Below are 13,685 nucleotides of genomic sequence, written 5' to 3'. Positions count from 1 at the left end.
GGCTCAGCCCTCTCTCATCGTGCGGGCAATGTCCTGGATCGCGGCAACGATGCCGACATAAGCGCCGCAGCGACAGATGTTGCCGCTCATATATTCGCGGATCTCGGCCTCGTTGGAGGCGTGACCTTCCTGCACACACGCGACCGCCGCCATGATCTGCCCCGGCGTGCAATAGCCGCATTGCAGGGCGTCGTGGTCAATGAACGCCTGCTGCATCGGGTGCAGCGACCCCTCGCGGGGCGACAGGCCTTCGATCGTCAGCACCGCGCGATCCTGTGTTGTTGCAGCAAGGGTGAGACAGGAGGCGACGCGGCGACCATCGATATGCACGGTGCAGGCGCCGCACTGGCCGTGATCGCATCCCTTCTTCGCACCTGTCAGCTCAAGCCGCTCGCGCAGTAAGTCGAGCAGGGAGGTACGCGGATCGACGACGACCTCGATCGGCTGGCCGTTCACTTGCAGTCGAAGAGGAACTGTCGCCCCCGGTGCGGCGGATTGCGTGACAGGGGTCTGCGCCTCGGCGCTATGCGCTCCAGCGAGAGCAGCGCCGGTCATTGCCGCGCCGACCAGCATCACATCGCGCCGGCTGATCGCAAGGGCGTCCTCGTCAGATTGTGGATCGGGTCCATTCAGTTCGTGCATGTCGTTGATCCTCAATGTCGGCGACCTGTTCGTGGTCGCTGATTGTTTTTGCGAGTTCACCAGGCGTCGAGCGAGCCTCAATATAGGGGGCGGGATGCGGTGGGCCGCGCGGTCATAGCTGCTTGGAAAGCCAGCGATCTGCGCCGTAGCGTCCGCCACCTGTAATCGCGATGTGCAGGGCGACGAAGCCCAGCATCAGCGGGTATTCGTAGCCGCGATCGATCCATGCGAATGTCGGCGCATGGGCGACACAGATGACCGCCATCTGCACCGCCAGCGCGGCTGCAAAGAACCGGGTCATGAAGCCGGCGGCCACGGCGATGGCGCCGACCGTCTCGAGCAGCATGGCTGCCACAGCGAGCGCGTACGGAAACGGAAGGTGGAGCACGTTGGCGATCATGTTGGTCGCGCCAGTCATCGGATCGGCCATCGATCCATGGGGCGTGCCAAATGCCTTCGGAATACCGTGGGTCAGGATGATGAGGGCAAAGGATATCCGCAGCAAAGCATAGGTGATCGGCTGTACCCGCAGATAGAAGGGCCCGAGCCTGGGAAAGAAATACGACGTCGGCGCGCGCTCGACATCCGCCTCGGTCTCTATGAAGGATGACTGTTCTGTCATTGCGACCTCTCCTGCGGGATCTGACGTGCACAATTCGTCACGGCACCATAGCCGTGGCGCGCATGCACGATAATCCGGTCAAACCTGAACGGCCCGTTCGGTAAGCCGGACAGTTTGATTGTACGAAAGGCCGAACGGGGCGTCCGGACTTCCGCCCATTGCCGGATGATGGACATGGCGCTAAAAATAGTGGGTTGGCGCGTGCGCTGCTCCGGCCGGTCGCCCAGTTTTGTGCGTGATCGAAAGGCCAGCTAATGGGCTCTCTTAATTTTTCCGACGTCTCGAACTTCATTGCCGTTGTCGATGCTGGCGGCTTCCGCGTCGCGGCGCAGATCAGGCGCGTGAGTGCTTCGACACTCAGTGACTCCATCAAGCGGCTTGAGACCGACCTCAGCATCCGGCTTCTCAACCGCACGACACGCAGCATCACGCCGACCGAGGCCGGCTCGCGGCTTCTTGATCGCGTGAGGCCTGCATTTGCGGAGATCGAAGCGGCCGTGAACGATCTGCGTGACGACTCCAGTCGCCCAGTCGGGACACTTCGGTTGAACGTGCCCGTGCCCGTGGCGCGGCATATCCTGCCCGAGATCGTCACAGGCTTCCTCGAGACCTATCCGGGCGTTCGAATCGATGTCATCATGGAGAACGACTTCACTGACGTCATCGGACGCGGCTTCGATGCGGGCGTTCGCTATGAGGAAAGTATCGCCAAGGACATGATCGTGGTGCCTATCGGACCTCGCCGCCAACGGTTTGTGGCGGCCGCCTCGCAAGGCTATCTCGATCGTTTCGGCACGCCTGAGGATCCGCGCGAACTGACCAGCCATCGCCTGATCGGGAACCGCTTTCCCAACGGTTCGGTGTGGACCTGGGAGTTCGAGCGGAGCGAGGAGATTCTGCGTGTTGTGCCGGATGGCCCGCTGGTCTCAAGCTCCATTGATCTGCAACTCGCAGGCGCCGCCGCCGGGGCCGGCATTATTTATACGTTCGAAGACTTCCTTCAACCGCACCTCGCATCCGGATTGGTTGTGCCGATCCTCGAGCCTTGGTGGCAGGAGTTCGACGGTCCCTATCTCTATTATCACAGCCGCCGGCACATGCCGTCGCCGCTTCGCGCTTTCGTTGATTACGTAAAGCAGCGACGCGCGCTGGATGCCGCTGCTTCGCATACGGCGGCTGAATAGCGGAAGACCGCCGCCGGTGGGTTACAGGCGGCGGCCGTCATCAAGACTGTGTAGTCAGGCGAGATCGCCATTGTTGAAGACGGTCTGGCCGTTGACCCAGAAACCGTCGTCGCTGCAGAGCATGGCGATCTGTCGGCGATGTCGGATGCCTCCGCGAGGCGCTTGTGCGTAGTGTTCGCCGCAAAGCCGGCGATCACCTCGGTTGTCTTGCCGTTCGCGTGAGCGGCGGCTGACGCCGAAACCAGTCGCCTTCGAGTTCAGGCTGGCTGAATGAGTTCAACGAGCATCTGCTCGTTGTCATGGATGAAAGCGAAGCGGCTGCCGCCACCATTCGGGACATCACGCGGCGTAGACACGATCTCGACGCCCTTTTCCTGCAACGATGCGACCGTTGCATCGAGGTCCGTCACTTCGATCGCGAAGTGATTGATGCCGCCGATCTTGAGGTTCGTCTGAGCGCTCCGCCTCTCTTCAGCCATCGGGGCTGCCTGCTCGTTCTGGAACAGCTCGATCCTGAGGTCGCCACGACCGATGAAGGCTGCCTGCACGCCGGGGAACCCGAAGGTATACAGACGCTCGAAGCCGAGATTGTCGACGTACCATGCGGCGCTCGCCTCGATATTTTCGACGACGACGCCGACATGATGAAGACCTAAAATCGCGTTCATTCTAGACATTCTCTCTTTAGTGTTGACCGTGAGACTGAGAAAGCGATGCCGTCAACAGATCGCGCATGGTTCGCGGCGCTCGACCAAGAAGTCTTTGCAACGTGGTGTCGGAAGCAGCGAAGTCGCCGCGGCGAGCAGCCTGGAAGATACCGAGCAGCAACTCGGCATAGACGGCTGGTACGCCCGCCGCGATTTGCGCATCCTGCCATTCGTGATCGGCTACGGTCGTGTGATGGACGTCGCGGCCAAGCACTTCCGACGCGATTGACGCCAGTTCGGCCATGGTCACGGCCTCGCTTGTGGCCAGCGGAGGGGTGATACCGTTCCACTGGCCGTCTCCTGCGAGGATCGCCGCGTCCACTTCCGCTAGGTCTGCACGCGCTGTCCAACTGACCGGGCCGTCTTCGGGCGTGCGCAATTCGCCGGCTCGCAAGCCCGCCTCGATCATGTGCAGGCAGCTTTCCGCATAGAAACCATGACGCAACGCCGTGTGGGCCAGACCGCTTGCCGCGAGGTCCTGCTCGGTGCCCGCATGCTGGTCTGCCGGTGGGAACGGCGAGCCTGGCCGGGCTCCCATGTGGCTGGTATAGAAAACATGGCCGACACCCGCAGCCTGGGCGGCGTTGATCGCGGTCCGGTGCAGCTGCAACGCCTCATCACCCAGTTTGTCGGCCGAGACGATCAGCAGCCGCTCGGCACCCGCGAACGCGCGCTCCAGGCTGCGCTCGTCCGCAAAGTCGCCCAACCGAACCTCGACACCCTGAGCAGCAAGGTCGGACGCCTTGCTTGTATTGCGGGTGCAGGCGCCGACCCGATCGGCCGGGACGCGATGCAGCAGATTTTCAACGACGGCTTTGCCAAGCTGTCCAGTAGCACCAGTGACAATGATCATAGCGGGGTCCAACGGTGGAAACATTTTTGCCTTATCAATGATAACAAAAATCGTTGCTACCACGCAAGGAGCAACAGTGATAAATGTTGGCTATGTCAGTCGCATCAGAGAACGAAGCAGAAACACAAGACGTCCGGGCAAGGGTGCTCGATGAGGCGCTCAGGATGATCGCTGACGGCGGCATCGCGGCGCTGACGACGCGCGCCGTCGCTACGGCCGCGTCGATCCAGGCTCCTACGCTGTATCGCCTGTTCGGGGAAAAGCGCGGACTGCTGAACGCGGTCGCCGAACATGGGCTGGCGGCCTTTCTTGCCGATAAGGTGGCCATGCCACCGCATCCTGACCCCGTTCAGAACCTGGCAAATGCCTGGGACAGCTATGTCGCCTTCAGCCTTGCCAATCCGGCGGTGTTCGCGATCATGAATGAAGTCGGGGTGCCCGCGTCGGAATCGCCGGCCGCGCTTGCCAGTATCGCGATCCTGCGGGAGCGCGTGGAACGGGTCGCGCGAGCGGGGCGGTTGCGATTGCCGGTGGATCGTGCGGTCTCGATGATCCATGCGGCGGGCGTCGGCGCGGTTGCAACGTTGTTGGCAATCCCGCAGGAAGCGCGAGATCCACGACTTTCGCCTGTCATGCGAGACGCCATCATCGCATCCATCACGACCGGTCCACCTGAGCAGCAGAGTAGCGACCTTGCCAATTTGGCAATCGGATTACGTGCCCACCTCGATAGCGCTGAAACGCTGACATCGGGCGAACGTCTGCTGATGACCGAACTGCTTGACCGCTTGGGGAAAGCCTGATCGCCGCCAGATCACGGCTTTCAAGGTAGTTGATCGTCACGGCGTAGCCATCCTGCGCCAAACGTCTGGCGGTGGCGGCCCCGATCTCGCGTGAGGAGCCGGTCACCAGCGCGGCCTTATTGCCGGCGGGTTGAGTTTGCTGTGCGTTTGCGCGCGCCGGACAGAACGGCCGCCGCCGGAACAGCAAGCCTCGCTGCGGTCAGCAGTTCGCGTCGTCCGATCCGATTGGTTTTCCTGGGTGTGGTCTCGTCGCTCATAGTCTGCTGCATTCTTGGGAGTTGTTGCAGGCGCTCGCAAATCTCAGTCATGCCGAGCCACATCGACGATCAATTGAGCCGAGCGCCAACGCTTTTTCATTGGTGCGCCTGAGGATGATCCTCGCGCACTCGAGGTCTTGCGATAAGCGGGGCAGACCCCGCCGGCCAGTCCGAAGGGCCTTATGAACGAACGCAAGTGATCGGCTGGACAATCCAATGCCGGTGGGCTCGCAATTGCCCCGAGATTGTCCGGCATGCCGGACGGCCCGTTCGCAACTATTCGGCTAATCGATCGATCATAGCGCCGCTATCGTCTCGTTCAATCAATCGACGCAAGACGAGGGAGGCCAATATGTCCTCGATCAATATACCTGCGGAGGTCAGGAGCAACTGGAAGGTTCTTGTCACCGCGATGGTCGGGACGGCATGCGGTCTGCTTTCCATCACCTTTTACACACAAGGGCTTTTCTTTGCGCCTGTGACAGAGGAGTTCGGCTGGAACCGCGCCGAATTCTTCACCGGCTACACAGTGCTGATGCTCCTTGGCATCGTCACTGGCCCGCTCGTCGGCAAACTGGTTGCTCGCTACGGCGTTCGAACCATCGGCCTGGCAGGACTTGCCGGTCATGGCATTGGTTATCTCCTGCTGGCGATCAATCCGGGTTCGGTGGCGCTTTGGTATGTCAGCTACGGTATGCTTTCGATCCTGGCCGCTGGGTCATTGCCGATCACGTGGACTGCGCTCGTCAGCCGCCATTTCAGATCCCGGCTTGGTCTCGCGATCGGCATCACCATGTCCGGCACGGGCGTCGCTGCGGCTCTCGCTCCGCTCTATGTTCAGTTCGGCCTGGAGGCGGTCGGTTGGCGCATGACGTACGCCACCTTGGGGCTCATCGCCTGGGCGCTGGCGACGGCGGTTATTCTCTCCTTGTACCGGGAGCCGGAGGGCGGACCACGTGTCGCGCAGCAAAGCGCCACTCAGGAAGGCCTGACGCCGGCGCAAGCGTATCGCAGCTATCGCTTCTGGTTTCTCTGCGCCGCGGTTTTCATCCTTTCCCTCGCGGTCGCTGGCCTCGTACCGAACTTAGTGCCCCTGCTTGAAGAGAAAGGCATTGCCACCGCCGACGCCGGCCCGGTTGTTAGCCTTTTGGGCGTTGCCGTGATCGTGGGGCGCCTTAGCGCCGGCATGGTTATGGATCGCATCTGGGCGCCTGCCGTCTCGGCGATTTACTTCACCGGCACGGTGCTTGGAATTCTCGTCGTCTGGGCGTCGGCTTCGCTATCGCTGTCGATTGCGGCGATTGCAGCCATTCTGGCCGGACTGGCACTCGGCGCCGAACTCGACATCATCGCTTACCTCACCCGCCGATATTTCGGCTCGCGCCGTTACTCCGAGATTTTTGGCAGCGTCTATGTGGCATTCGCCGTCGGCGTCGGCCTCGCTGCTCCTCTCTGGGGTGCGCTGCACGATCGCAGCGGGAGCTACACTCCGCATCTCATCGGCTCGGTCATCGCTATCGCGGTCGCCAATGCCATGATCCTCGCGCTCGGTCGTTATCCCGATCGCCCCGCAACGCGCGCTGAAGCGTCGAGCACGCCGACCGGCTGACTGTCCGACTGACCGGACGGGCCATCCGGTTCGTCGCCTCTAATCGCGACTGCTCGAAACCCTCACATCAACTTTTATCTGCCGACCAGAGCGCGTCGGCCCCCTCTGGATGCAGGAGACGTGCAATGTCCCAAGTGGTGCTTATCACCGGAGCGTCGAGCGGTTTTGGGTTGTTGACCGCCCAAACGCTCGCCCTTCAGGGTCACATCGTCTACGCCGGAATGCGCGATCTTGATCACCGCAACGCAAAGAAGGCGGAAGCGGCGACGAAATTCGCGACCGAGAATCAGGTCGCCCTCAATCCCGTCGATCTCGACATCCAGCTCCAATCATCGATCGATCAGGCAGTCGAGACGATCATCGACGAGCAGGGCACGGTGGATGTCGTGGTCCACAATGCCGGGCACATGACGTTTGGGCCTACCGAGGCCTTCACCGCCGAGCAACTGGCGGAGCTATACGACGTTAACGTTCTCGGCACGCAGCGCGTCAATCGCGCCGTCCTTCCGCACATGCGCAAACGCGGTATCGGCTATCTGGTCTGGGTGTCGTCCACGAGCGTGCGGGGCGGCATCCCGCCGTTCCTTGGTCCCTATTTCGCAGCCAAGGCGGCAATGGACGCGCTTGCGGTGACCTACGCTTACGAGGTCGCGCGCTGGGGCATTGAGTCCACGATCGTCGTGCCTGGGGTGTTCACCGAAGGAACAAGCCATTTCGAGCATGCCGGTCAACCGGCCGACAGCGGCGTGGCGGCGGAATATGCGCGCGGTCCTTACGCCGGCATTCCCGACATCATCATGAGAGGGCTCGATCGTCTCGAGCCCGATAACAACAATCCACAACAGGTCGCCGACGCGATCGCCACGTTGCTCGCATCGCCTGTCCGCGAGCGCCCCTTTCGCGTCCATGTCGATCTGTCCCAGGACGGCTGCGAAGTCGTCGATGCTGTCATGGATCGGGTGCGGGCTGAGTTCCTGCGTCGCACCGATCTTGGCGATCTCCTGATCGCGAGCAGCCCCAGCAACGCCAACTGAACCTCAAACCAAGAACAGGAAAAGACAATGTCTACTAACGATCGCCGTATCGCCATCGTCACGGGCTCATCCCGCGGTATCGGCCGCGCGGCAGCGGAGCGGCTTGCGCAAGACGGACTCGCCGTCATCATCAACTATGCCGGCAACGATGCCGCCGCCAGGGAGGCGGTGGACGCCATCACCGCCGCCGGCGGCGAGGTGAAGGCCTTCAAGGCGGACGTCGCGAGCGAAGAGCAGGTCAAGGCGCTGTTCGATTTCGCCGAGCAGGAATTCGGCGGCGTCGACGTCACGGTGAACTGCGCCGGCATCATGACGACCAAGCCCGTCGTCGATTTCACCGTGGAAGAATTCGACCGCATGCATGCGATCAATGTCCGCGGCACCTTCCTCGTGGCGCGTGAGGCCGCTCGCCGGATGCGTGCAGGGGGCGCGATCATCAATATTTCCACCTCGGCGGAGCGGCAGGCCATGCCTGCTTATGGTCCCTATGCGATGTCAAAGGGCGCGGTAGAGGGCCTGAATCTGGTGCTCGCGCGCGAGCTCAAGGGCCGCGAGATCACCGTCAACGCAATCGGCCCCGGTCCAGTAGCGACGGAGCTGTTCCTCAACGGCAAGGACGATGCCCTGGTCGAGCGGATTGCAAGCTTCAATCCATTCAATCGGATCGGGCAGCCGCCCGAGATTGCCGAAGTGATCTCGTTCCTTGCCGGCCCCGCTCGCTGGATCAATGGGCAGACGATCTACGTCAACGGCGGCATGAACTGATCTTCCGCTTCGACGACCAATTGTGGCTTGTCCACGTCTGGCGTTTTGCACGCGCCGGGCGCGGACGGCTCTTGGTGATTATGAAGGCGCGGCACTGTGCCTGATCTTTCCCTGGATCTACGGCATTTGAGGTGCGCTCTTTCGGTCGCGGAACTCGGCAGCTTTCGACGTGCCGCAAGGGCCCTCGAACTCTCACAATCAACGGTAAGCAGGCGCGTGCAGGGTCTGGAGCATCGTTTGGGCTTTCCACTCTTTATCCGCAGCAGGCACGGCGCAAAGCTGACGACTGCTGGCGTTGAGTTTCTCCGCGATGCGGTTGGAGGTGCACATCAGCTCAGCCGTGCCGCACGGCGGGCGATTGAGTTTCATCGGGGCGACCGTGGACAACTCAAGGTCGGGGTACTGGCGTCGCTAACCTCAGGCTATCTACACAGCCTGCTTAGGCTCTTTCGCAAAGAGCATCCAAATATCCACGTCCAGTTGAGGGAGTCGACACCCCACGAGGTTCTCCGCAGTTTAACGGCTGCGGACCTGGACGTGTCGTTCGTGACAGGGCATCCGTCCATGCCGGGTTACGAAGTGAAATTGTTGTGGACCGAGTCCATCTTTGTCGCGCTTCCCGCCGACCATCGCCTCGCGTCGCTGGTCGAGGTGACCTGGAGCGACATACGAGGCGAAACCTTCATTGTCGGCCGATCTGGACCCGGCTCGGAGATCGAAAACTATCTGATTGGCAAACTTGGTCGCCCCGGATTTGGACCGCGAATCGACGTTCATGACGTATCGCGTGGCAGTCTCCTTGATCTCGTCGCTATGGGTTATGGCATTACATTGACCAGCACCTCGTCCGGCCCTGCCGAGGCAGAGGGCGTGGCGTTTCGGCGAGTCGTGGGCGAGACGAATATCCTGCCGTCAAGCGCAGTGTGGTTGCGCACCAACGAGAACCCTGCGCTACGCCATCTTTTGCTGTTGGCCGAACGCGTCTCGGGTGGTGGTAGCGGCGCAATTTCCAGCTTGGCACTGACTGCGTGGCTGTCGACCATGTTTGCCAAACGGTCGAATGGAGCGAGATGGGTATTTGATCTTTGGGCGAGCTTCGAAGCACTGATTTAAAAGCGAGACCGCTAGGATGGCACGCCAAAGTTTGAGGTTAGGGGAAAGATGAAGACGAGATTCGTGGATTTTGCGAGCGGCAAGCGCACATGCGGGAAAGACCATGATCATGTTCGATTTCGCCGACATCGGCTGGCCAGGTATAGCCGCTGACGCGCTACGTACGCATTGGACACGGATTGAACGCCCGTGGCGCGGCGATTACTGACCTTCACCAGCATGGTCGAAATCGGTCATCTGGCTCCGGAAAGTTATTGTCCAGCGACTGCACAACTGCCCTATTCATCATCTATATCCGATGAAAACGCGAGAAAGAGGGTCTCCATGCGACTGACAAACAGAATAATCCTTATTACCGGGGGCACGTCCGGGATCGGCCTCGAATTCGCCAGACAGCTTCTTGCGAAGGGCAACAGCGTGATCGTCACAGGCCGCAATCAGGACAGGCTGGACGAAACAGCGCAAGGCTTGCCTGGCGTTCTAGCCCTTCGGAACGATGTCGGCGAGGTCGAGACAATCGAACCTTTCCGCGATGCCGTCCTGAGGGAGCATCCCAGCTTGGATATGCTGATCAACTGTGCGGGCCTCATGCGGAAAATCAATCTTCAGAAGGCCGGCAGCGACCTGCCGGACGCCACGCGCGAGGTCGAGATCAACCTCAACGGCACGATCTGGATGACGCTCGCCTTCCTCGAACACCTCACATCGAAAGATGACGCCGCCATCGTCAACGTCTCGTCTGGCCTCGCATTCGTGCCGATGGCCATCTCACCGGTCTACTCGGCAACGAAGGCCGCAATCCACGCCTACACTCGATCGCTCCGCGCGCAGCTCTCGAATACATCCGTCAGGGTGTTTGAACTGGCGCCGCCGGGTACTGAAACGCCGCTCTTCCACGGCGATTTCACCCCCGAGGATACGGAGGGAATGGCGCCCATGCCGGTCGACAAGATGGTATCGACAGCGATCAAGGGCATCGAGGCGGATCGTCTTGAGATCCGTCCTGGAGCGGCGAACCTGCTCAAGATGGCCAACCGGATCGCCCCGGAGTTTGTTTTCGGCAGGGTGAACGGGTCGGTTAAACGGATGCAAGTGCGGAGCTGAGGTAGGCGCAGCGAGCCATTAAAATCGTCACCTGAAGCGATCATCCTTGGTGTCGTCATACCAAAAGACCCAGTCTTTCGTCAGGGCTGAATATGCTCCAGATCGTCCAGCAGATTGGCTGCGTCGGGATCCGGCCCAGTGTCTGCTGCGTGTGCGGGCTGGAGGATGGCTGGTCGGCCAGGAAAAGCGCAGCGAACGAGCCATGGTTTCGTCCGGTATCGATTTCACCGGTTGGCACAGCCGTCGACCGATAACCGCCGCAATATTGCGTTCCCTGTCGCCCTCATTGGTCACGTCTGGCTCGGCATCATTTTCGTGGCGAGAGAAGGCAGAGCAGCAAGTCCATGCTTTGATCGATGCTGTTGAGGCCTTTTTCCGGTCTTAGCCTTGCATTTGCATCCAGGTTGATGAGGCCGTGCAGGGTGGCGAAAATCAGCCCGGCAAGGGCTGGACCCGGGACATCCGGCAGGTCTCCGGTAACCCGGCATTCTTCGACAAGAGCGGAGAACTCGCCAAAGGTCGCGAAGGCCGCCTTCTCGACATCTCCATGCTCACCGATATCGGGGTTATTGGCCATGAGCCGGTAGCGCGCGGGCTTCTCCTGACCATATTCGGCAAAGACGGCCAGCGCCCGCTTGAACTTGTCCATGGGCTTTTCGGAAGACTGTCGGATGCTGCCAAAAGCATCCGACAGCATCGCGAAATCATCAGCCACCACGGCAGCCAACAAGGCGTTCCGGCTTTTGAAATGCTTGTACGGCGCGTTGTACGACACCCCGACCGCCTGGGCGACGGCCCTGAGCGTGACGGCGTCTTCGCCGCCAGCGTCCAGTAACGCCGAGGCAGCCGCAACCAGCCTTCTTGCGGTGCTCATTTCAGAATTGCCGGCTCCTCGGATGGCTGCAAGCGAGCAAGACGCCTGGAGTCGTCCCACAGCTTTGCCGCGCTTGCTTCGTTGTAGGAGGCTTTCGAGGACTTTGCCACCAACAACGATCCGTCATTCGACTGCAGATATTTGCCCGACATTTGCGCGTACCCAGGGTCCGCGGCGACCTTCGCCAGAGATGCGCCCGAAAAGTCCAGATGGCCCTGAGTGATTCCCATCATTCTCGTTATCCATCGCGTGAACGAGGATTTGGTGAGCGCCTGGAGCGGCGCGGGCAGGCTTCGCATCAAACCGGTTTCAGGTATCGAGCCGGGATCAAAAGCGATCGAGGCGATCGACTTGCCCGACCGCTTCAAGCGCCGATCGAGTTCGTAGGCACAAAGGATCATGCAGAGCTTGGAGGTGGCATAACGCTGACCGCCCGAGATGGGTTTTGCGCCGCCCTTGCCCAGGTTGGCGAGAGCCACGGCATCAGCCTCGGCCGCTTTCCCAACGAACTTGCCGTCCCTTGTATCCGGGTCGTGCGTGCCGCTCGCGACGAACACGACACGCCCATTTTCGGCCAAATGGTCAAGCAGCAATTGTACGAGCAGGAAATGGCCCAGGAAGTTGGTCGCAAACGTGATTTCGTACTCGTCCACGCTGTACGAAACCTTGCCCAGGAAATTCGCCCCGGCATTGCAGACGATCGCCTGCAGCGCGTCGATGTCGCCACTCGCGATCATGGAATTGCAAACCGCGACTGCGCTTCTGACCGAAGCGAGCGAGGCAACGTCGAGCTTGATGGCGCTGATCTTCACCCCATGAGCAGACCGCAACTCCGCTGCGACTGGTTCAATGCTCTCAAGGTTGCGACCCGCAAGGACAAGGTTGAGACCCATTGCAGCCAGATTTTTTGCACCTTCGAGCCCGAGGCCCGAATGTCCGCCTGTGATTAAGACTGTTGGCATGGAATGCTCCAAGGTTGACAGCGTCAACCTATAGGTCGGGCGGGTTGACATTGTCAACCCGCCCGCGTCGCAATGCGGAGTCACGTGACCCCGCATTGCATTCAGCGGGACGATCTGCTGACCGGCGTCGTTGTCCTGTCCGCCGTTGCGGATTAGTTCGAGGTCCAGCGGGCCTGCCGCGATGAGGCAGCGACACAGTTTCGAAACCAGCGCTGGGCAGGATGCGTATCATTTCGGCGGTGCCAGGACATGACGAACTGAACGGGTTCGAGTTCGAGTGGCGGCTTTAACACGGCCAACTTGTCTGCGTGACCCGATGCGGAGACGACGCCTTCCATAACGGTGGCGATCATATCGGAAGATGCGATCAGCGCAGGTGCGGCGTACATATGTGGCAGCGTCAGGGCCAAACGCCGTTTGAGGCCCATATTCGCCAATGCGACATCGACGACGCCAAAGCGCTCATTTTCCGGCGAAACGAGAAGATGCGACAGGGACAGGAAGCGTTCGAGACTGAGCTCGGAACCAGCCGCAGGATGATTCTTTCGCAGGATGCAGATGAAGTGCTCATCGAAGAGGCGAACGTTGAGAATGCGACCCGTTGGAGTTGGTGGTACGCCGATCGTTAGGTCCGCTTCGCCACCATCAAGCATAGTTATCGCATCGTCGCGATTAGTGAAGTTACGGACTTGTAGAGTAATGCCCGGCGCCTTGTTGCGGAGTATCGCGACCAGGCGAGGAAGGAGAAGGAATGTGGGGTGATCCGACAAGCCGACGGTCAGAGCGATTGTCGATGTCGATGGATCGAACTCATGGGTGAATTCCAAAGTCCGCTGAATCTCACCAAGGGCGCGGGCGATCGGTTCGGCAAGATCGAGGGCACGCGGCGTAGGTTGTAGCCCGGTCGGACTGCGTACGAATAGTTCGTCGCGCAGGAGCGTGCGAAGGCGAGAGAGCGCGGCGCTCATTGCAGGCTGCGTCCGTCCGATCCGTGTCCCGGCGCGGGTGACGCTGCGTTCCGCCATCAGAGCGTCGAAAGCGACGAGGAGGTTGAGATCGATGCCGTGTAAATCCATTCTGTAAATATTGCCACATATCGCATATCGATTTCAAGTATGTGCAGCGACGCCGTATTTTCAGGGCCACTCAACTCAAG

The 13,685-nt window shown here is 60.6% G+C and carries 14 protein-coding genes; 7 read left to right on the top strand and 7 right to left on the bottom strand.

Features of this window, described 5'->3' with window-relative positions; translation table 11 throughout:
* Positions 1 to 3: 3 nt before the first annotated feature.
* Entirely contained in the window at positions 4 to 642 is a 639-nt protein-coding gene (locus AC58EF_RS18365; protein ID WP_497277912.1) for a (2Fe-2S)-binding protein, read from the bottom strand.
* A 112-nt stretch (positions 643 to 754) separates the two neighbouring features.
* Positions 755 to 1,264: a DoxX family protein gene (locus tag AC58EF_RS18360; protein WP_497277795.1), complete on the bottom strand. Its 510-nt coding sequence runs from the start codon at positions 1,262 to 1,264 to the stop codon at positions 755 to 757.
* Positions 1,265 to 1,518: 254 nt separating this feature from the next.
* Between AC58EF_RS18360 and AC58EF_RS18355 the strand changes: the two genes are divergently transcribed.
* Positions 1,519 to 2,448, top strand: coding sequence for a LysR family transcriptional regulator (locus AC58EF_RS18355; protein ID WP_497277794.1), 930 nt, complete (start codon positions 1,519 to 1,521; stop codon positions 2,446 to 2,448).
* Positions 2,449 to 2,705: 257 nt separating this feature from the next.
* Here AC58EF_RS18355 and AC58EF_RS18350 read toward each other — a convergent pair whose 3' ends face one another.
* On the bottom strand, positions 2,706 to 3,116 hold the full coding sequence (locus AC58EF_RS18350) for a VOC family protein (protein WP_497277793.1): 411 nt from the start codon (positions 3,114 to 3,116) through the stop codon (positions 2,706 to 2,708).
* Between the two features lie 16 nt (positions 3,117 to 3,132).
* The gene (locus tag AC58EF_RS18345) at positions 3,133 to 4,008 is read right to left on the bottom strand and encodes an SDR family oxidoreductase (RefSeq protein ID WP_497277792.1); all 876 of its coding nucleotides are present in this window, start codon (positions 4,006 to 4,008) and stop codon (positions 3,133 to 3,135) included.
* A 164-nt stretch (positions 4,009 to 4,172) separates the two neighbouring features.
* Between AC58EF_RS18345 and AC58EF_RS18340 the strand changes: the two genes are divergently transcribed.
* The 6 genes from AC58EF_RS18340 (at position 4,173) to AC58EF_RS18315 (ending at position 10,693) form a co-directional block, all read left to right on the top strand.
* Complete coding sequence (locus AC58EF_RS18340) at positions 4,173 to 4,811, top strand: TetR family transcriptional regulator (RefSeq protein ID WP_497277791.1); 639 nt, start codon at positions 4,173 to 4,175, stop codon at positions 4,809 to 4,811.
* Positions 4,812 to 5,420: 609 nt separating this feature from the next.
* Positions 5,421 to 6,677, top strand: coding sequence for an MFS transporter (locus AC58EF_RS18335; protein WP_497277790.1), 1,257 nt, complete (start codon positions 5,421 to 5,423; stop codon positions 6,675 to 6,677).
* Between the two features lie 125 nt (positions 6,678 to 6,802).
* Positions 6,803 to 7,711, top strand: a complete 909-nt coding sequence (locus tag AC58EF_RS18330) for an SDR family NAD(P)-dependent oxidoreductase (protein WP_497277788.1) — start codon at positions 6,803 to 6,805, stop codon at positions 7,709 to 7,711.
* A gap of 27 nt (positions 7,712 to 7,738) precedes the next feature.
* On the top strand, positions 7,739 to 8,476 hold the full coding sequence (locus AC58EF_RS18325; RefSeq protein ID WP_497277787.1) for an SDR family oxidoreductase: 738 nt from the start codon (positions 7,739 to 7,741) through the stop codon (positions 8,474 to 8,476).
* A 96-nt stretch (positions 8,477 to 8,572) separates the two neighbouring features.
* Entirely contained in the window at positions 8,573 to 9,589 is a 1,017-nt protein-coding gene (locus AC58EF_RS18320) for a LysR family transcriptional regulator (protein WP_497277786.1), read from the top strand.
* 324 nt (positions 9,590 to 9,913) lie between these two features.
* Complete coding sequence (locus AC58EF_RS18315) at positions 9,914 to 10,693, top strand: SDR family oxidoreductase (protein ID WP_497277785.1); 780 nt, start codon at positions 9,914 to 9,916, stop codon at positions 10,691 to 10,693.
* 307 nt (positions 10,694 to 11,000) lie between these two features.
* Here AC58EF_RS18315 and AC58EF_RS18310 read toward each other — a convergent pair whose 3' ends face one another.
* The 3 genes from AC58EF_RS18310 to AC58EF_RS18300 form a co-directional block, all read right to left on the bottom strand.
* Entirely contained in the window at positions 11,001 to 11,567 is a 567-nt protein-coding gene (locus AC58EF_RS18310; protein ID WP_497277784.1) for a TetR/AcrR family transcriptional regulator, read from the bottom strand.
* A complete protein-coding gene (locus AC58EF_RS18305; RefSeq protein WP_497277783.1) occupies positions 11,564 to 12,529 on the bottom strand; it encodes an SDR family NAD(P)-dependent oxidoreductase in 966 nt (321 codons plus the stop codon). The genes AC58EF_RS18310 and AC58EF_RS18305 overlap by 4 nt, the downstream gene beginning before the upstream one ends.
* Positions 12,530 to 12,681: 152 nt before the next feature.
* Positions 12,682 to 13,605 carry a LysR family transcriptional regulator gene (locus AC58EF_RS18300; RefSeq protein WP_497277782.1) on the bottom strand — a complete coding sequence of 308 codons (924 nt, stop codon included), beginning with the start codon at positions 13,603 to 13,605 and terminating at the stop codon, positions 12,682 to 12,684.
* Positions 13,606 to 13,685 lie beyond the last annotated feature (80 nt).

It is taken from the genome of Sphingobium sp. WR1, assembly GCF_059693745.1.
Note: the sequence above shows the minus strand (reverse complement) of the source record. Positions and strands in the feature narration are given on the sequence as shown.

Bases quoted from the DNA above. Each gene is read 5' to 3' on its own strand.
- AC58EF_RS18365 (WP_497277912.1), bottom strand. From the start codon at position 642: ATGCACGAACTGAATGGACCCGATCCACAATCTGACGAGGACGCCCTT.
- AC58EF_RS18360 (WP_497277795.1), bottom strand. From the start codon at position 1,264: ATGACAGAACAGTCATCCTTCATAGAGACCGAGGCGGATGTCGAGCGC.
- AC58EF_RS18355 (WP_497277794.1), top strand. From the start codon at position 1,519: ATGGGCTCTCTTAATTTTTCCGACGTCTCGAACTTCATTGCCGTTGTC.
- AC58EF_RS18350 (WP_497277793.1), bottom strand. From the start codon at position 3,116: ATGAACGCGATTTTAGGTCTTCATCATGTCGGCGTCGTCGTCGAAAAT.
- AC58EF_RS18345 (WP_497277792.1), bottom strand. From the start codon at position 4,008: ATGATCATTGTCACTGGTGCTACTGGACAGCTTGGCAAAGCCGTCGTT.
- AC58EF_RS18340 (WP_497277791.1), top strand. From the start codon at position 4,173: ATGATCGCTGACGGCGGCATCGCGGCGCTGACGACGCGCGCCGTCGCT.
- AC58EF_RS18335 (WP_497277790.1), top strand. From the start codon at position 5,421: ATGTCCTCGATCAATATACCTGCGGAGGTCAGGAGCAACTGGAAGGTT.
- AC58EF_RS18330 (WP_497277788.1), top strand. From the start codon at position 6,803: ATGTCCCAAGTGGTGCTTATCACCGGAGCGTCGAGCGGTTTTGGGTTG.
- AC58EF_RS18325 (WP_497277787.1), top strand. From the start codon at position 7,739: ATGTCTACTAACGATCGCCGTATCGCCATCGTCACGGGCTCATCCCGC.
- AC58EF_RS18315 (WP_497277785.1), top strand. From the start codon at position 9,914: ATGCGACTGACAAACAGAATAATCCTTATTACCGGGGGCACGTCCGGG.
- AC58EF_RS18310 (WP_497277784.1), bottom strand. From the start codon at position 11,567: ATGAGCACCGCAAGAAGGCTGGTTGCGGCTGCCTCGGCGTTACTGGAC.
- AC58EF_RS18305 (WP_497277783.1), bottom strand. From the start codon at position 12,529: ATGCCAACAGTCTTAATCACAGGCGGACATTCGGGCCTCGGGCTCGAA.
- AC58EF_RS18300 (WP_497277782.1), bottom strand. From the start codon at position 13,605: ATGGATTTACACGGCATCGATCTCAACCTCCTCGTCGCTTTCGACGCT.